Genomic DNA, 17,984 nt, shown 5'->3' with positions numbered 1-17,984 from the left:
AATGGTAATATGAATACGTATAAACCAAGTTAGGTGTAAGCAATCGTGGAAGTCAGGCACGAATCCATCATATGCTCCGGCTGCGGCTGTCTCTGCGATGACCTGGATGTCACCCTGGAAGGGGACCGGATCGTTGAGGTCGGCAACGTCTGCCTCTGGGGCGTGAGCCGTTTCTTCCACGCCAAGAAATTCCATCCCAAAAAAGATCGTTATCGGCTTAAAGAGCCCCAGATCCGCCATCAAGGGCGCCGGCAAACGGTGTCTTATGAAGCAGCCCTGGTCGAGGCGGCCCGGTTGCTCAGCCGGGCAAAGCGGCCGCTGATTTATGGGCTGACCAATTCCGGCTCTTGGGCTCAGGAGGCCGCGCTCAAACTGGCCCGGAGCATGCGGGCTCGATTGGAACCGGCGGATTTAGCCTTCAAAGCTCCCTATTATCAGAGTATTCAACGGCACGGTGTTACGTGGGCTCCCCTGGAAGTCATTCGGGATGAGGCCGACGCGGTGCTGTTTTGGGGCGCCAACCCCATCCACTCCGTCCCCCGACACGTGGTGCGCCATGCCGTTTTTGCCCGGGGCCGCTTTACCGAACGGGGCGTTGAAGACCGGCAGGTGGCGGCGGTGGATATCTATAAGACCGAGTTGACCAGGTTTACCCCCCTGTTCATCAAGATTCAACCGGGTCAGGAACTGGACCTGGTCCAAGGCATCGCCGGTACCTTGACCGGGGAGCCGGTCCCCAGTCCCCCGATTAAGGGAACCCGGCGGCTGGCCCAGTTCCTGGCCAAGGCCACCTGCGGGGTCATTTTTTGCGGCCGGGGAGTCAGTTACGGCCCGGCTGAAGAACTCTTCGACCGGCTGGCCCGCTTGGTGGGCTTCCTCAACCAAGCGAGACGGTTCTTCCTGTTCCCCCTTTCCGGCGACTTCAATTCCAGCGGGCTCTACCACCTGTTGCTCAATGAGGTCGGCCAGGCCGGGGCGCCCGATTTCGGGCCGACCGAGGTGGCGACTCATTTTACCCCGGTGGATTTCCGGGAGGTGGACGCGGTCCTGGTTACCGGCGCGGATTTATTGTGGTTTTTGCCGGCGGAGCAGGTGGAGGACTTGAAACGGCGCCAGGTGCCCATTGTGGCCGTAAGCCCCTTTGCCAATCGGACCACCGGCCAGGCGGCGGTCATTTTGCCGTCGGCGCTGACGGGCATTGAGACCGCGGAGGTGGCTTATCGGATGGACGGGTTGCCTCTGGTCCTCAAGCAGGTGGCGCCCTCGGGGTTGCCTGCGGACCACCAGGTGCTCACCGACCTGGAACGGTTGATCGGGGCGCAGTGACCGCTGTGAGGCGAGTCTTGGGAGGGCGTGCCGGCTGTGCTGAGATGGCGGCCACGGGCCGCCCTATAACGATTCCATGAATTTCATTATGCCGAACTTTCGATTTGGAATGTAGCCATGCGCCTTAAAATTGCGGGGGGCCGCCTCTATGATCCAGCCTGCGACTGGGATGGCGAAGTGGGGGACCTCTACATTGAGGCCGGCCGCCTGGTGCCGCCGCTGCTTGAGGTGGACCGGGTGATCGAAGCTCGGGGTCAGGTGGTAACGCCTGCGGGCATCGAACTCCGGGGTCAGGTGGCAACGTACGGCCTGGACTTTTTGCGCTTAAGCGTTGGTGCGCCGTCCCTGGCGGAAGTGGGGGAGAGCTACGCTCTCCTGGGGTATACTCACGTCCACGAGCCGTTTTTGACGCCCTGGACCGCGGGTTACGTCCAACGCCAGTTGGCGGCTCTGCCCGTGGTGGACACTTCCGCCTCTTTGGTCGTCAACCTGCGGGAGTTGGATTTATATTTGGACTCCCGGGAGCGTTTGGCGGAAGTGGGAGAAACCCTCCAGTTTTTGCTGGACGCGACCCGTTCCCTTAATTTCCGGGTGGTTGAGCCCTTTGTCCGGTATCGGCAGGATTTTTATGCCCACCGTGCCATCAAAACGGAAAAGGCCCTGGCTATTCTGGCCGACCTGGCCCGCCTAACCGGGCAGCCCCTGGCTCTGGAAGCCTCCCCCGAGGTGCTGCGGACCGGGCTGCCGGAGCCCCAGGCTTTTCATCTGGCTGCACTGGGTTCGGCTTTGACGGACGATGAGCTGGTTTCGGCCGCTCTGGCCCAGCTAGAGGCAGGCGCTACCGGGGATCTCGGCCTCATGCTCCCAAGCCGCGTGGCCGGGCAAACCCCGGTGCCGGTCCGGATAGACCTGGGGTGGTTTAACCCCCTGGACCTTAACCCGCCGGTGGATGAGCCTGCGGCCAAAAGGGCCCTGGCCCTGGCCTTGTGCTGCCAGGGCTCCCAGGTGGCTTTTTCCGGGGCAAATTCAACGCAGGCGCCGGTGGCCGAATACCCCCGGCTGTTCTCCTGGCTGTGGGACCACGCAACGCGCCGCCGGGACTGGGTTGATGACTTGGGGGCACGGGGCCATACGCTGTCCGAGTGGATCTGGGCCACCCGTACTCTGCCTGCCCGGCTGTTGGGTTTGGAGGATCGGGGCCGGCTGAGCGTGGGAGCCCGTGCCGACGTGGCCATCTATGACCTGCCGTCGTATGCCCATCCCGGCCAGTGGCAGCAATACCTGGGCCGCTGTCGCACCTTGCTCAAGGCGGGGGAAGTGGTGGTAGACAACTTTTGCCTGGTGAACCCGGAGGTGGCCAGGGCTACCTATTACCGCCAAACGGATGCTGAGGTCACGACAATTATAAAGGAAATCAGTCAGTTTCAGAGTTGCCGGTGGGAAAATCTCTGGGTCGTAGAAGGGCTGGGCGGACCCTGGGTGGGGGTTTAAAAACGGTTTTCAGTTTTTGGTTTTTGGTTAAGAGAAAGTGCAAAACCATGGCCACGGTAGAAGAGATCCTTGAATTTTTGCCCGGCAGCGATTGTCGGCAGTGCGGGGCAAGCTGCGCCGAGTTCGCCGGGTTCCTGGTGAATCGGGAACTGGCCCCGGAAAACTGTCCGGTCCTCCATGAGCCCGATTATGCCGGCTTCATCGAAGCTCTGCATGAACTTTTGGGGCCTGCGACCCCGGGGATGCGCATCGACCCGGAAAAGTGCAACGGCTGTGGGATTTGCGTGACCATGTGTGAGTTCCATTTGGGGAACTGCGACGCGGCCCGCCTGGGCAAAGGCCCCCGGCCCCGGGATAAGGTGGTCTTTCGCATGATCAACGGCGCTGCCGTGGTGGTGCACCAGGAACTCTGCACCCGGCTGATCCAGGCGGCGGAGAAATGCAGCAAATGTGCGGAGTATTGTCCCACTGAGGCGATTACGTTGTTTTAGATAGCTGTCAGCGATCAGGCGAAGGCAAGGCTCATTAAGTAAGCAGCTGTCAAGTGACCGTGAAATTCATTGTTGCTCTGAATTCCAATCTCATTTTAGTAGCTGAAGGCTGACCGCTGAAAGCTGAAGGCTTTTTATGACCGAACCCGTACACCTTCAGGATCTGGACCCCCGGTTTAAAGACGAGGTGGCCGCCGAACCCGGCTGTCAGCACCTCCTGCGCTGCTTTTCGTGCGGGGTCTGCACCGCGACCTGTCCGGTGAGCGAACTGACGCCCGGGTTCAGCCCCAGCCAGATCATCCGCCAGGTGCTCTATGGCCAGCGCGAGGCCCTGCTGAGTTCAGCGGCTCTCTGGCACTGTGCCCGCTGCGCCCGGTGTTCTTTCCAGTGCCCCCAGGACGTGCGATTTCTGGATATCATCCAGGGCTTGCGCAACCTGGCGGTCCGGGACGGGAGAGTCAGCCTTGCCCGGGTGGCCCAATTGGAACGGGGCGAACGGCTGATGGCCGAACTCAGACAGCGCCTTATCGGCGAACTTTTATCCGGGGATGAAGAATTGGAGGCCGAAGACGCGCTTAAGCGGTTAACGAAAGATGTGGTTCAAGGCCGGATTATTTCCAAATGATCATAGAGGGATCGTCCAATCAGGGTGTCGATCCCAAGAAAGCTCGGGCACATTGGTCCGACCCGACTGGGAAATAGCGATTGTCTAGGGAGCAGGCGCGGGCGATGGCCTCTACACGGCCATTAGATCGAGTGGCCCACCCCCGGGTGCTGGTGGTGGGCGGCGGCATAGCCGGCATGCAGGCGGCCTTGGAGGTGGCGGCTGCGGGGCTGCCGGTGACCCTGACGGAAGCGGGACCCACCATCGGCGGTCTCATGGCGCAGTTGGATAAGACCTTCCCCACCAACGACTGCGCCATGTGCATCCTGTCGCCTAAGATGCTGGAGATCGCCCGCCACCCCCTGATCAAGATTGAGACCTCCACCCGGGTCTTGCAGGTCCGGGGCCAGGCCGGGGATTTTCAGGCCCTGTTGAGTCGCCGGCCCCGGTTCGTGGACGTGAGCCGATGTTCCGGCTGCGGCGACTGCACCCGGGTCTGTCCGGCCAAGCTCCCGGACCCGTATAATCTCGGGCTCAGCCAGACCAAGGCCATTCACGTGCCCTTTCCCCAGGCCATTCCTCAGGCGGCGTATATTGCCCCGGAGGCCTGCCGGGTCTTTCAGGGGAAGAAGTGCGAGGCCTGTGTCAAGGTCTGCCAGGCCGGGGCCATTAATCTGAAAGAGGCGGCGGCGGAATGGACGGAGTCCGTGGGGGCCATCATTGTGGCCCTGGGCGCGGTCCCGGCGTCGGCCGGCGAGTTTCCCGGCGCTGGCCATCCCGACGTGGTGACCAGCCTGGAGTTCGAGCGGCTGCTCAGCGCCACCGGCCCCCAGGGCGGCAAATTGCTGCGGCCGTCGGATCAGAGCCCGCCCCGTCGGATAGCCTTTATCCAGTGTGTGGGGTCCCGGGACCCCCAGGCCGGCGTCAGTTATTGTTCCAGCTTATGCTGCATGGCCAGTCTCAAGGAGGCCATGGTGGCCCGGGAGATCAGCGCTCCGGGGCTTACCTCCACCATCTTTTACATGGATATTCGGGCCCAAGGCAAAGGGTATGAGGGTTACCTGGAGCAAGCCCGGGAGCGCGGCGTCAATCTGGTGCGCTCCCGGGTTACTGCGGTGATCCCCCAGGCTGATGGCGGGGTGCAGGTGCGCTACACTGATGCCAGAGGCAGGCCCCAGGAGCAGCCCTTCGATATGGCGGTCTTAGCCATAGGGCTCAGGCCCGGCCTTAAAATGCCAACCTCCGTCCGGCGCCTGGGGTTGGAAGTAAATGAGCATGGCTTCATTGCCGCCTCGCCGTTACTGCCGGTGAGCACCACCCGGCCGGGAGTCCTGGTGTGCGGCACGGCCCGGGAACCCATGGACATCCCCGAATCCGTGACTACAGCAAGCGCCGCGGCTGCGGCGGCCTCGCGCCTGTTGACCATCGCCCATCGTACCTGGGCGCCCAAAGCCAAGCCGGTTCCCAGCCTGGCAACGGATTTTCCTCCCCGGATCGGGGTTTTTCTCTGTCATTGCGGCACCAATATTGCCAAAACCATTGACCTGGCCAAACTGGCTAAAGCTGTGGCCGGGCTGCCCGGGGTTGCCCATGTGGAGGATAACCTGTTTTCCTGTGCGGTGGAATCCACCGGCCGGATGCGGGAGACTATCCGGGAGAAGGGCCTCAACCGGGTGGTGGTAGCCGCGTGCAGTCCCAGGACCCACGAAGGGGTCTTCCGGGATGTTCTGGCGGGTGCAGACCTGAACCCAGGCTACTTCACCATGGCCAATATCCGGGAGCAGTGCGCCTGGGTCCATCAGGGGGACCCGGAGGCGGCCCTGGCCAAGGCCGCCGGTCTGATCGCCATGGCAGTAGGCCGGGCGGCAAGGCTTACGCCCATCCAGCCCCAGAGCATTCCCGTGACGCCCCGGGCCCTGGTGCTGGGGGGCGGGGTGGCCGGCATGAGCGCAGCGCTGACCCTGGCGGACCAGGGGTTTCACACTTACCTGGTGGAGCGGGAAAATACCTTGGGAGGCCTGGCCCGGAATCTGTTTTTTACCCTGGAAGGCTCGGACCCCCAAGAATTTCTCCATGAAATGCAGGCCACGGTATATAGCCACCCCAACATCGAGGTCCATATCCAGACCGAACTGACCCAGGTCAAAGGACATGTGGGGCAGTTTAAAAGCACCGTGCGCCGCTTCACCATGAACGGCTACCAGGAGCGGGAACTGGCCCACGGCGTCATCGTGGTGGCCACGGGCGGCCGGGAATATAAGCCCCTGGGGCGATTTCTCTACGGGGAGGATCCCCGGGTGCTCTCGCAGCGGGAGTTAGAGGGGAAGATTAATTTTTGCGATCTGGATCTCCCCAAGGTGCGGCAGGTGGTGATGATCCAGTGCGTGGGGTCGCGGGAACCCGAGCACCCCGATTGCAGCCGCCTGTGCTGCTCCCAGGCTCTCAAGAACGCCCTGCTCCTCAAAGACCGCTATCCCCTGATGGAAATCATCGTGCTGTATCGGGACATCCGGGCTTACGGTTTCCGGGAAAATTATTACGTCAAGGCCAAGGAGAAGGGAGTGCGGTTTATTCCCTTCGAGGCGGCGCGGCCGCCCTGGCTCACCGCAGCCAAACGGCGGCCCCTGACAGTCTGGGTGACCGATGAGCTTTTGGGGCAGGAGTTGCCCCTGGCGGCGGACCTGGTGATCCTGAGTACAGGCATGGAACCAGCGGCGGGAAGCGAAGCTGTGGCCCGGCAACTCCGAGTTTCCCAAACCCTATCCGGGTGGTTCCAGGAGGCTCACCAGAAACTGAGGCCGGTGGATTCAGCCACCGAGGGGGTGTTTCTTTGCGGAGTGGCCCACTATCCCAAGAGTCTGGGAGAAACCGTGGCTCAGGCCCAGGCCGCAGCGATCCGGGCCGCGGGGATTCTGTTCCAGACGGAGTTGTTGGCCAGCGAGGTGGTGGCCATGATCACCCCGGAGCAATGCCGGCGCTGCCTGACCTGCGTCGGAATTTGCCCCTTTGGCGCGGTGCAGCTTGCCGATGGCAAGCCCGAAGTGCGCCCCGAGCTCTGCCGGGGCTGCGGTATCTGTGCCGCGGAGTGTCCAGCGGGGGTTATTACGATGAGCCGGGACACCGACCCGGAATTGACGGCCCAGATCGAGGCGGTGATTAATGTTCGGCAAATTTTTCTAGAGTAGTAAACTATTATGAAGGTTTATGCAGTTTGTCGGCAGCACTGGGAGGCGCGGGTTTTAAGCTCGCCCAACAGAAGCTGACAGCTTAAAGCTCTTGCAGGAGAAAGGTTATGAGAGAGAGTTATTGCGGTTTGTGTGATGATTGCCAACTGGGCAATCCTGGGCTGTTGGAGACGGTTTCCCGACTGAAACGGTACTTGGACCAGGTCCGGGCCAATGTCTGGGTTCACTGCTTCCCGGGACCGGAGGGTTTCAATTTGCCGGAATTCCGGAAAGGGCTGGAGTGGTTTCTGACCCACAGGGAGTGCCCCGGCTGCAAAAACGGGCAGGGCCTGTGTGACTGTCCCATCCGAGTCTGCGCCCAGGGCCGGAATCTGGAGCACTGTTATGAGTGCCCGGACCTGGAGACTTGCGACAAATACGACCTGCTCCTGGTCCAGTTCCCGGATGTGAAGATCAACTTGCGCCGCCGTCAGTTGAAGTTCAAGGCGAGGGAGTATCACCGGAAGCTGGAAGAGAAAAAATAAGGGAAAAAGGCGAAAAAGGGGAAAAGGCTAAGAGGGGGAAAAGCAAGATATTTGCATCGATGCATAGCTCTTGCTGGGGAGTCCAGAAATTAAAATCCTTGGTGGCACAGGCGTCTCGCCTGTGTAAGCGCAGTCTTAAAACCAATGGCTACCAATGATAGATAATCTTGATTCTGTAAAAGACCATTCAAAACAGTAACTAAAAGTGATATGCAACCCCGGGTCATCAAACGCGAAACCGACGCCTTCCTGGAATTGACGCTGAGGCTCTTCGTCGATACGGTGGAGTTGCGTCTGGACAAGGGGCTGTGCATCAAGTGCGACATCTGCGCCAAAGTCTGCCCCCGGGAGGCGGTGACGATTATCCCCCGGGAAGGCGATCTGGACATTACCATCGACCCCCGCCTTTGCCTGATGTGCGAAATCTGCGCCCATTTCTGCCCGGTGGCCGCGGTGATATTAAGTTACAACGGCGAAGTCAAGACCATCATGGCGGACCACCAGGGGTTGGCGCCGTTTCTCCCCAAGATCGACATGGACAAGACCCGCTGCCCCCTGCCGTGCCCGCCGCAGCCGGAGGGGGAGGAGCATTGGTGCCGGCAGCAATTGCAGTTGGTGACTAACGATCTCACGGAATGCCCCAAATACTGCCACAAGTGCCTAACGGCCTGTCCCCGGCAGGCCATCGTGCTGGATGAGGCCGCGGACCAGACCAGGCCTGCGCCAGACCTGTGCTTGCGCTGTACTCAATGCCTGACAGTGTGCGAATTTGAGGCGATCCTGGTCAACCCCCAATTTCGGGGTCGCCTGGTGATTGACGACCACAAGTGCCCGCCGGATTGCGTAAAATGCATTGAGCTCTGCCCCGTGAAGGTTATTATCCGGGAGGGCGACCGAGTCTGGCTGAAGATGGAGAACTGCGCCTATTGCGGGGTCTGCGTCAATATCTGCGATGACGAAGCCATCACCCTGGTACGAGAGGAAGTAGTGGCCGAAGCGGGGGAGTTTTCCCAGGCGTGGAAGTTGGCGGTAGAAAAGTTGGTAAGCCAATAAGATGAGCAAAGAACTCCGCATCGGACTTTACATCTGCCACTGCGGGCACAATATCGCCGGGGTTATCAGCCCTGAGGCCCTGGCGGCGGCGGCTCGGGAGTTGCCGGGGGTGGTGGTCTGCCGGGATCATCTTTACTCTTGCTCCGAGGCGGGCCAACGGGATATCGCCAAGGACATCAGGGAGTATGGCTTGAACCGCATGGTGGTGGCGGCCTGCTCCCCCAAGCTCCATGAGCCCACCTTTCGCCGCCTGCTGGCCGATTGCGGGGTCAATCCCTATCTCTTGGAGATCGTCAACATCCGGGAGCAGTGTTCCTGGGTCCATGCCAAAGAACCGGAGGCCGCGCTAGCAAAGGCCCTGGAACTGATCCGCATGGGGCTGGCCAAGGTGCGGGACGCGGTGCCCTTAGCCGAGCGCCAGGTACCCATGACCCGGGCGGCGTTAGTGATCGGCGGGGGCCCGGCGGGGTTGAGGGCCGCTTTAGACATCGCCCACTCCGGAATCCCGGTGACCCTGGTGGATCGTGCCCCGGTGCTGGGAGGCATGGCCAACCGGCTTTCCAAGACCTTTCCCCGGGGCGACAGCGCCCTTAGCATCATCAATCCCATGATGGTCGCGGTGATGCTCCATCCGGGAATCAGGGTGCTGATTGACAGCGCGGCCACCGGTGTCAGCGGCCACCTGGGCAATTATCGGGTGACGGTTCGCCAGAATCAGCCACGGGTAGCGGATACCTGCGACCGTTGCGGCGCCTGTGCAATAATCTGCCCGGTCAAGGTGCCGGATATGCAGCAGGCGGGACTGTGTCTGAGGTCCGCCGTCTATCTGCCGTCGCCCACGGCCTTTCCGGCACGCTACACAGTGGACCCGGAGGCCTGCGACCGCTGCGGCCTCTGCGTTTCGGCCTGTCCTCAGCACGCCATAGATTTAGAGGCCGCCGGGGAGATTGAACACACCCTGGAAATCGGGGCCATGGTGGTGGCTACGGGCTTTCAGCCCTTTGAGCCCGCGGGCAGCCGTTATGAAGCCTGGGCTGCCCTGCCCCAGGTGATTACCACAGTGGCCCTGGAACGCCTGCTGGCCCCTTCAGGTCCAACGGCGGGGCGGGCGCTGACGCCCGGGACGGCAACTGAACCGCAGGATATCGCCTTTATCCTGTGCGTGGGTTCCCGGGAGGAAGAGGGGAACCAGTATTGCTCCCGGATTTGCTGCCCCACGGCTTTAAAGCAGGCCCTGGAACTGAAGGTCTTGCTGCCTGCCGCCCGCATCCGCGTCTATTACCGGGACCTCCGGACTATCAAGAAGGAGTGGGAGGCTTTGTACACCCGGGCCCGGGAGGCGGGTATCGTGTTTATGCGGAGCCGGGTTAAGGATATCCGGTCGGGTGAGGACGGCGGGGTAATTATCGAGGCGGATCAGGATCTGGGGCAGTGGACCAGCCGGGACCGGGTGGACCTGGCGGTGCTGGCCGTGGGTCTGAGGCCGGGCGACATCACCGCCCTCAAAGAGGTGCTGAAGCTGCCGGTGGGACCCGACGGCTTTTTCATGGAAGCCCATCCCAAGCTGCGCCCCTTGGAAACGGTGCTGGATGGCATCTATCTGGCCGGGGCCTGCCAGGGTCCCAAAGACCTGGCCGAGTCCATTACGCAGGGCTCCGGGGCCGCGGCCAAGGTTCTGGGCCTCATGGCCCACGACACCGTCAGCCTGGACGGCCTGGTGAGCTTTGTTGACCCGGACACGTGCATCGGTTGCGAGAGTTGCTACCAGGAATGTCCGTTCCAGGCTGTGGAAATGGTGGGGGAGGGGAAATCCCGGAAAGCCCGGATCATTGAAGCGGCCTGTAAGGGCTGCGGGGTCTGCGCCGGGGCCTGCCCCAGCGGGGCGATCATTGCCCGGGGCTTTACCGACGAGATGATCCTGGCCCAGATCGACGAGGCCCTGGCGGAAGGACCCGAGGAGAAGATTCTGGCCTTCTGCTGTAGCTGGTGTTCCTATGCCGGAGCGGATTTCGCCGGAGTGTCCCGGCTGCAATACCCACCGGCGGTCAGGATTATCCGCACCATGTGCGCCGGGCGGATACACCCCAAGTTTATCCGCCACGCCTTTGCAAAAGGCGCGGGGCAGGTGCTGGTCTCGGGCTGCCATCCCCCGGGAGACTGCCATTACATAACGGGGAATTTGAGGGCCCAGGCCCGGATCGAGAAACTCAAACCGAAGCTGGCCAAGCAGGGTATCGACCCGGCGCGCCTGCGCCTGGAGTGGATTTCTGCCACGGAAGGCAAGACGTTTCAGCAAATCATCCAGGCGATGGCCGAGCAAATTGGGGGCGAAAAGGCGAAAAGGGAAAAAGGCGAAAAGAGAAAGTCAGATTCGGAAACCGGGATGCTTTGATCCAAAAACCGGGAGGACGACACGATGCCTTTTGTAAACATCAAGATCACCAAGGAAGGCGCCACCGTTGAGCAAAAAGCCGAGCTTATCAAAGGAGTTACCGATTTGCTGGTGAAAGTGCTCAACAAGAACCCCCAAACCACCGTAGTCCTGATTGAGGAGGTGGACATGGATAATTGGGGCATTGGCGGGGAATCCGTGACGGCACGGAGGCGGAAAGCTGATGAGGAAGCAGGTTAAAGGAACTCATGACCCGGCGGAAAATTCTCCTCTGCGCTTGCCCCGATCTCGCCTTTGATGGCCGGGAACTGGCGGGCCGACTGCAGCGGCTGGGGGTCAAAGCTGAACTGGCGCCGCCTCTGTGCGCCCCCGACGGCTTAGCGCGGTTACAGTGTCTGACGACCTCAAAGTCGCTTAACTGGTTAGTGGCTGCTTGCGGTCCGGAAATCCATGCCGGTTTTTTCCAGGGACTGGCCGACAAGGAACCGTTGCCGGTGGTGGATGTGCGGTCCTGCGGCGACCTTGAGTCCGCGGTGGGCGCCCTGACCCTGGCCCTGCAAACCGCGGGACAGCCGATTATTGCTGCAGGACCGGTCTGCCGGGAGGTATTGGTGGTGGGTGGCGGCGTGGGGGGCTGCCAGGCCGCGCTCGATTTGGCCAACGCCGGCTTCAAAGTCTATCTGGCCGAATCTTCACTCTCTATCGGCGGTACCATGGCCCAATTGGACAAGACTTTCCCCACCCTTGATTGCTCTATCTGCATCCTGGGGCCAAAACTGGTGGAGGTGGCGGCCCATCCCAACATCGAGTTGCTCACCTATGCCAGCCTTAACCGCATTGCGGGAGGCGCCGGTGGGTTTGAGGTGGAAGTCACCATCCGGCCCCGCTACGTGAATATGAGCAAGTGCGTGGGGTGCGGGACCTGCACCACCGTCTGCCCGGTGATCGTGCCCAGCCGTTGGAACCTGGGGCTCAAGCCCCGGAAATGCATCCGCATTATTTTTGCCCAGGCGGTGCCTTTGCGGGCCACCATCGAGAAGGATTATTGTATCGACTGTCAGATGTGCGTCCAGGCCTGCGAACATCAGGCTATTAATCTCCTGTATCACCCCAGCCAGCGCCGCCTCACAGTAGGGGCCATCGTGTTGGCCACCGGGGCCAAGCCTTTTGACCCTAGTATTAAGAGCGAATATGGTTACAGCCGCATCCCTGGGGTGGTTACTAACTTGGAGTTCGAGCGTATCGTGTGCGCTACCGGCCCTACGCAGGGGAGCCTGGTGACGCCGATGGGGGAGCCAGTCAAGCGCTTGGCCTTCATCCAGTGCGTGGGGTCCCGGGACCGGCGGTTTTTGCCGTATTGCTCGGGTTACTGCTGCACCGCGTCCATCAAGGAAGCCATGCTGGCCCTGGAACATGAGCCGGAAGCCGAGGTCACCATCTTTTACAACGACATCCGTACCTCCGGCAAAGGCTTTGAAGAGTTGTACCAGCGGGCCCGGGCTGCGGGAGTGCGGTTTATCAAGGGCTTGCCGGGCCGCATCGATGAGGACGAGAAGGGGCGCCCGGTCATCTGTTATGAGGACCAGGAAAGGGGAAGACGGTTGCAGTTAGTGGTGGATATGGCAGTGTTGGCCGTGGGGCTGGAGGCCCCAACAGAGACGCTGCCTTTTGTGGATCAGACCCCGGCCAAAGATGGGTTGGGCTTTTACCAGGAGCGCCACCCGATCCTTCATCCACTGGAATCCACGGTGCCGGGGGTCTTTCTGGCGGGCACCTGCCATGGACCCCGGGACATCGCCGAGACCGTCTGCCAGGGGAGCGGGGTGGCGGCCCGAGTCATCCGCCTGTTGGATGCCCTCACCGGTGGGAATTAAGGTTTGTCTGGCGACTGGTCGGGCGCAGAAGGGGCCCACCGATTCGGGTTGACAGGGTCGAGGCAACTTTATATAGTAAATAATCCGGGTACCCTTCGGGGTTTAATGGGGAAGACGGCTGAGCCGTCGCGGTCCCGCCGCTGTGACCGGGGACGAACCCTGCACAACGCCACTGTTCCGCTGAAGCGGAATGGGAAGGCGCAGGGAGAGGTTGATCCGGGAGCCAGAAGACCTGCCCGGAGGTCTGGAGCCAGTCGTGTGACCAGGGCCCAGGCACCAGAGGTCGCTCTGGACAAGCGGCTTACTCATTAAGGATAAGAAGCTGGGTGCATCCTTAAGTCCATTGGGACTTAAGGATTTTTTTTCGCCTGGTCCCGCGAGCAAGCCTCTCCCGAATCACCTGGATCAGACATTGAAGAGTTTGAAAACATGAAAGTGAGTTCCCTCCCCGTGCCTGACCTGGATCGGGCCGTGGATCTGGCTGAGGCCAGGAGCCGGCATCAGCGGGAGACGCGCCGCTTTGCCGTCGCTCTCATCATTATGAGTCTGGGCCTGATTCTGTCGGCGATCCTGGCGACAGGCATTGGCCGCATGGATGTGGGGTGGGGAACCATCGCGGCGGTGGCGTTGCAGAAGTTGGGTATCCACACGGCCTTGGTGGACCGCACCACCGATGTGGTTATCTGGGACATTCGTCTGTCCCGGGTGGTGCTCTCGGGGCTGGTGGGCGCTGCTTTGGCCACCGCGGGGGTTATCTTTCAAGGCATCCTCTTAAACCCTCTGGCCGATCCCTTTACCATCGGCGTGTCCACCGGCGCGGCCTTCGGGGTGGCGGTCCTGGTTATGGCCGGGGTGGGGGGCAGTTTTCTGGGCCTGAGCCCTTTGCCGCTGGGAGCCCTGTTGGGGGCCATGGGAGCCATGGCTGCGGTTTTGGTACTGTCCCGGGAATCGGGCCGCATCCGCAAGGAGACCCTGATCCTGGCCGGGATCGTGGTGAGCACCTTTCTCTCGGCCCTCATCAGCCTGATCAAGAGCCTGGATGAGGAGTCGCTGTCGGCTATCGTTTTTTGGATCATGGGGAGTTTTTCCGGCCGGGGCTGGATTCACGTGGGGTTTCTGTTGCCTTACCTGGCCGCCGGTCTGTTCCTGGCCGCACTGTATCACCGGGAACTGGACATCCTGGCCCTGGGGGAAGAGCAATCCCACCACCTGGGGGTGGCCGTGTCCAAGGTACGGCTGCACCTCCTGGTGGGTGCGTCGCTCTTGACCGCGGGAGCAGTGTCGGTCTCCGGCGTGATCGGCTTTGTGGGTCTGGTGGTGCCTCACCTTGTCCGGGTACTGGCCGGCCCTTCCCATGGGCGGTTGTTGGCGCTTTCCGCCGTGACTGGCGCCCTGATTTTGATTTGGTCCGATGTCCTGGCCCGGGTACTCCTGAGCAGCGGCCAGGAATTACCGGTGGGGGTTGTTACTGCGCTCTTGGGCGGGCCGTTTTTCTTTTATCTCTTGAAATCCCGGCGTTCCAGGGGGATGTGGTGATTCGGGTTGAGGCGCTGGATTTGGGTTACGAGGACCGTCTGGTCCTGGCGGGCCTGAATTTTCAGGTGAACCGGGGGGAGTTTGTGGGCATTTTGGGCCCCAACGGCAGCGGAAAGTCCACGCTGCTCCACGCCCTTTCGGGCCTGCTTAAGCCGCTCCACGGGCATATTGTCATCAAGTCCGAGGCGTTGGGAGGTTTGCCCAGCCGTCTTAGGGCTCAAATCCTGGCAGTGGTGCCCCAGTCCACCGATGTACGGTTTCCGTTTAGCTGTCTGGAGATCGTGCTCATGGGGCGCTATCCCCATCGGCGCCGCCTGGGAACCCTGACGGACGCGGACCTGGTCCAGGCGCTCCAGTCCATGCGCCGGACCACCACGGTCCACCTCAAAGAACGCACCATCACCGAGGTTTCCGGCGGGGAATGCCAGCGGGTGGTGATCGCCCGGGCCCTGGCCCAGGACCCGGAAATCCTGCTCCTGGATGAGGCTACTTCGTCTCTGGACGTGCGCAAGAAGTTGGAGATTTTCGAGATTCTCAAATACTTGAACGAGACCAGGGGGCTCACGGTGCTCTGCGCCATGCACGACCTGAATCTGGCGGCCCTCTACTGCGAGCGCCTCATGTTCCTCAAGGAGGGCAAGATCGTGGTGGACGGCCCCACGGACCAGGTGTTCACCCCGGAGATCTTGGCGCAGGTCTACGAAACGCCAATGGAGGTAGTGTGGCACCCCGGCCATCAGCGCCCTTACGCAGTGATGCTGCCCCTGTCGCCGGGTGCCGTCAAGGCGGAAGAGGCTGCCGAAACCCGAGAGGCGGCTTTGTCATGAGAGAAAACCTGCTCCTCATCCTCGCCCCTCAAGGGGGAGAAAAAAAATGGGCTGTAGCCTGGGCTTCGTTCTTAAGCTTCCTGGTTCTTTTCCTGCTGGGGCCGTCGCAGAATCTGAGCGCGGCACAGATTACGGATGACCATGGCGCCACCGTGACCCTGGCCGCCCCGCCCCAGCGGATAATTTCTCTATACGGCGGTTTGACGGAAATCTTGAGCGCCCTGGGGGTGGGCAACCACATAGTGGCCTGCACCCAGGGCGACGAAACCATTAAGGGGATCCCCACCGTGGGCACCCATCTCCAGCCCAACGTGGAAATGATCCTGGCCTTAAAGCCCGATCTGGTGGTGCAGGGGGGAGTTGCCAAAGGCATACCGGCTTTAAAAAGGCTGGAGGCGGCCAGCGTGCCGGTGGCCATGTTTGCGCCCCATGATTTTGCCGGCCTGTTCAGCACCATTTCCCGGCTGGGGACCCTGAGCGGCCAAACGGAGGCTGCTGCGGCGTTGAGCCAGTCCCTTCAAACCAAACTCAATGGCGTGGCGCAGCGGGTGGCGGGACTCGCCAACCCCCGGGTTTTTTTCGAAGTAAGGCAACTTAACCTATTGGCCGCGGGGCAGGGCTCCCTGGTGAATGATATCATTACCCGCGCCGGGGGCGAAAACCTGGTCACCAGCCCCCAAAAACTGACCTTGTACAGCCTGGAGGCACTTATCCAGGCCAATCCGGACGTCTATATCATCCAGAAAGGGCCTATGAACCGCAGCCCCGACAATATTTACACCCGGTCTTATTTTCAGGAACTCAAGGCGGTGAAGGCGCACCGGGTGCTGGTGGTGGACGAGAGCCTCTACTCCCGGCCGGGGCCGCGGTCGGCCGAGGCGGTAGAGGAACTGGCCCGGTTTCTCCATCCGGAGGCGTGGGGAAAGCAGTAGCAAGTGGTCAGTGATCAGTGATCAGAGGCCAGAAAAAACGACGGAAACCGGAAATGTTTGAGACACAAACGGCCCAAAGTCCCCCTTTGAAAAAGGGAGATTTAGTCCTGTTACGTTAAGTAATATAAACCTTCCTTAATTCCCCCCTTTTTTAAAGGGGGGTTAGGGGGGATTATTAAATAGTTCCGATATGATAGATGCTATACTTAACGTTTCAGGATTAGGGGGATTTGGCTTTTAAGAGTAGAGTTCTTCTTATGAAAAACCAAACGCGCGGGCTGGTGATAGCCGGGACTCAGAGCGGGGTGGGCAAGACCACCGTCACTCTGGGGCTGCTCGCGGCGCTGCGCCGGCGAGGTTTGGTGGTGCAGCCCTTTAAGGTGGGGCCGGATTTCATTGATCCCGGTCACCACACCAGGGCCGCGGGCCGGGTTTCCCGGAACCTGGACGGCTGGATGTTGAGCCGGGAAACCAACGAGGCGTTGTTTCGCCGCCAGGCCCGGGGCGCCGACTTGGCGGTGGTGGAAGGGGTGATGGGGCTGTTCGACGGCTATGACGGGTTAAGCGATGCCGGGTCCACGGCCCAGATGGCCAAGTGGCTTGGACTGCCGGTCTTGCTGGTGGTGGACGCCCGGGCCATGGCCCGGAGCGCCGCCGCCCTGGTGCACGGGTTCGCCAGCTTCGATCCTGACCTCACCCTGGCAGGGGTGATCTTCAACCGCATCGGCAGTGCGACCCATCTGGATTATTTACAACAGGCCCTATCGTCGTTAAAAGGCGTGCACTGTTTTGGGGGGCTGCCCCGGGACCAGGAACTGGCCATCCCTGAGCGACATTTGGGCCTGGCCACCACCGAGGACCACCCCCTGGAAGATGCTTATTTAAATCACTTGGCGGATTGGCTGGAGGCCCATCTGGACTTAGACGGGCTGCTTAAGGCGTTGCCGCTGCTGGCGCTGCCGGAGGAGCAGACCCGTGAGGCCGTTTCGCCCACGGTGCGCCTGGGGGTTGCCCGGGACCGGGCCTTTTGCTTCTACTACCCCGAAAACCTGGAGTTGCTGACGGACTCGGGGACGGAACTGGTGCCCTTTTCCCCTCTTAACGACCGGGAATTGCCCGGCGGCCTGCACGGCATTTACCTGGGCGGGGGCTACCCGGAGCTTTATGCCGCGCAATTAGCGGCTAATTCAGGTATGCGGCTGGCTATAAGTGAATGTGCCGCCGCCGGGGTCCCTATCTATGCCGAATGCGGCGGGCTCATGTATCTGGCCAGGGAGATTCGTGACTTGGAGGGCCAGGCGCACTCCATGGCCGGAGTGTTTCCTTTTACGGTGCGGATGCTGCCGCGGCTCAAGGCGTTGGGCTACCGGGAAGTGACTCTGGCGGCTGCCGGTCTCCTGGGCCCGGCGGGGACCAAAGCCAGAGGACATGAATTCCATTACTCGGAAATGGTGGGCGAGCCCATTGGGGTGCCCCGCATCTACCGCCTCACATCCCGAAAAGGTGGCGAGCCCGTGGCGGAAGGCTACTGCGAACACAACGTCCTGGCCAGCTATGTTCACCTCCACTTCGCCAGCAATCCCGAGGTGGCCCGAAACCTGGTGGCAAGCTGCCAGGTATATAAAAATTGGTTGAAGGAGGGGGCAAAGGGCGCGAGCCCCTTCCCCCTCCCTCAAACTCCCTCCCTCAACCCCTTATAGGGGGCTGGGAGGGGAGTTTGAGGGGAGGGCGGGGGACCCTCGTCCCCCG

14 protein-coding genes and 1 riboswitch are annotated in these 17,984 nt (G+C 61.3%); all 14 genes read left to right on the top strand.

What is annotated here, in order from left to right:
• The first annotated feature begins 45 nt into the window (after positions 1-45).
• The 14 genes from WC600_00070 to WC600_00005 all read left to right on the top strand — a co-directional run bounded on the left by WC600_00070 (position 46) and on the right by WC600_00005 (position 17,935).
• The gene (locus WC600_00070) at positions 46-1,326 is read left to right on the top strand and encodes a hypothetical protein (protein ID MFA4901116.1); all 1,281 of its coding nucleotides are present in this window, start codon (positions 46-48) and stop codon (positions 1,324-1,326) included.
• Positions 1,327-1,443: 117 nt separating this feature from the next.
• Positions 1,444-2,817 carry an amidohydrolase family protein gene (locus WC600_00065; protein MFA4901115.1) on the top strand — a complete coding sequence of 458 codons (1,374 nt, stop codon included), beginning with the start codon at positions 1,444-1,446 and terminating at the stop codon, positions 2,815-2,817.
• A gap of 47 nt (positions 2,818-2,864) precedes the next feature.
• Positions 2,865-3,308: a 4Fe-4S binding protein gene (locus tag WC600_00060; protein ID MFA4901114.1), complete on the top strand. Its 444-nt coding sequence runs from the start codon at positions 2,865-2,867 to the stop codon at positions 3,306-3,308.
• A 136-nt stretch (positions 3,309-3,444) separates the two neighbouring features.
• Positions 3,445-3,933: a 4Fe-4S dicluster domain-containing protein gene (locus tag WC600_00055; GenBank protein MFA4901113.1), complete on the top strand. Its 489-nt coding sequence runs from the start codon at positions 3,445-3,447 to the stop codon at positions 3,931-3,933.
• 104 nt (positions 3,934-4,037) lie between these two features.
• Positions 4,038-7,097 (top strand): FAD-dependent oxidoreductase, encoded by a 3,060-nt coding sequence (locus WC600_00050; protein ID MFA4901112.1) that lies wholly within the window; start codon positions 4,038-4,040, stop codon positions 7,095-7,097.
• Positions 7,098-7,204: 107 nt separating this feature from the next.
• On the top strand, positions 7,205-7,621 hold the full coding sequence (locus WC600_00045; GenBank protein ID MFA4901111.1) for a DUF3795 domain-containing protein: 417 nt from the start codon (positions 7,205-7,207) through the stop codon (positions 7,619-7,621).
• A 210-nt stretch (positions 7,622-7,831) separates the two neighbouring features.
• Positions 7,832-8,674, top strand: coding sequence for a 4Fe-4S dicluster domain-containing protein (locus tag WC600_00040; protein ID MFA4901110.1), 843 nt, complete (start codon positions 7,832-7,834; stop codon positions 8,672-8,674).
• Position 8,675: 1 nt separating this feature from the next.
• On the top strand, positions 8,676-11,066 hold the full coding sequence (locus tag WC600_00035; GenBank protein ID MFA4901109.1) for a hydrogenase iron-sulfur subunit: 2,391 nt from the start codon (positions 8,676-8,678) through the stop codon (positions 11,064-11,066).
• Between the two features lie 24 nt (positions 11,067-11,090).
• Entirely contained in the window at positions 11,091-11,306 is a 216-nt protein-coding gene (locus WC600_00030) for a 4-oxalocrotonate tautomerase family protein (protein MFA4901108.1), read from the top strand.
• Positions 11,307-11,314: 8 nt separating this feature from the next.
• A complete protein-coding gene (locus WC600_00025; protein MFA4901107.1) occupies positions 11,315-12,940 on the top strand; it encodes a CoB--CoM heterodisulfide reductase iron-sulfur subunit A family protein in 1,626 nt (541 codons plus the stop codon).
• 69 nt (positions 12,941-13,009) lie between these two features.
• A riboswitch (cobalamin riboswitch) is annotated at positions 13,010-13,195 on the top strand.
• A gap of 174 nt (positions 13,196-13,369) precedes the next feature.
• A complete protein-coding gene (locus tag WC600_00020) occupies positions 13,370-14,476 on the top strand; it encodes an iron ABC transporter permease (protein MFA4901106.1) in 1,107 nt (368 codons plus the stop codon).
• Positions 14,470-15,303, top strand: coding sequence for an ABC transporter ATP-binding protein (locus tag WC600_00015; protein ID MFA4901105.1), 834 nt, complete (start codon positions 14,470-14,472; stop codon positions 15,301-15,303). The genes WC600_00020 and WC600_00015 overlap by 7 nt, the downstream gene beginning before the upstream one ends.
• Positions 15,300-16,235, top strand: a complete 936-nt coding sequence (locus WC600_00010; GenBank protein ID MFA4901104.1) for an ABC transporter substrate-binding protein — start codon at positions 15,300-15,302, stop codon at positions 16,233-16,235. Before WC600_00015 ends, WC600_00010 begins: the two co-directional genes overlap by 4 nt.
• Before the next feature lie 257 nt (positions 16,236-16,492).
• Positions 16,493-17,935 (top strand): cobyrinate a,c-diamide synthase, encoded by a 1,443-nt coding sequence (locus tag WC600_00005; protein MFA4901103.1) that lies wholly within the window; start codon positions 16,493-16,495, stop codon positions 17,933-17,935.
• The last annotated feature ends 49 nt before the right edge of the window (positions 17,936-17,984 follow it).

The sequence above is a fragment of the Desulfobaccales bacterium genome, assembly GCA_041648175.1.
GTDB lineage: Bacteria > Desulfobacterota > Desulfobaccia > Desulfobaccales > 0-14-0-80-60-11 > 0-14-0-80-60-11.
Note: the sequence above shows the minus strand (reverse complement) of the source record. Positions and strands in the feature narration are given on the sequence as shown.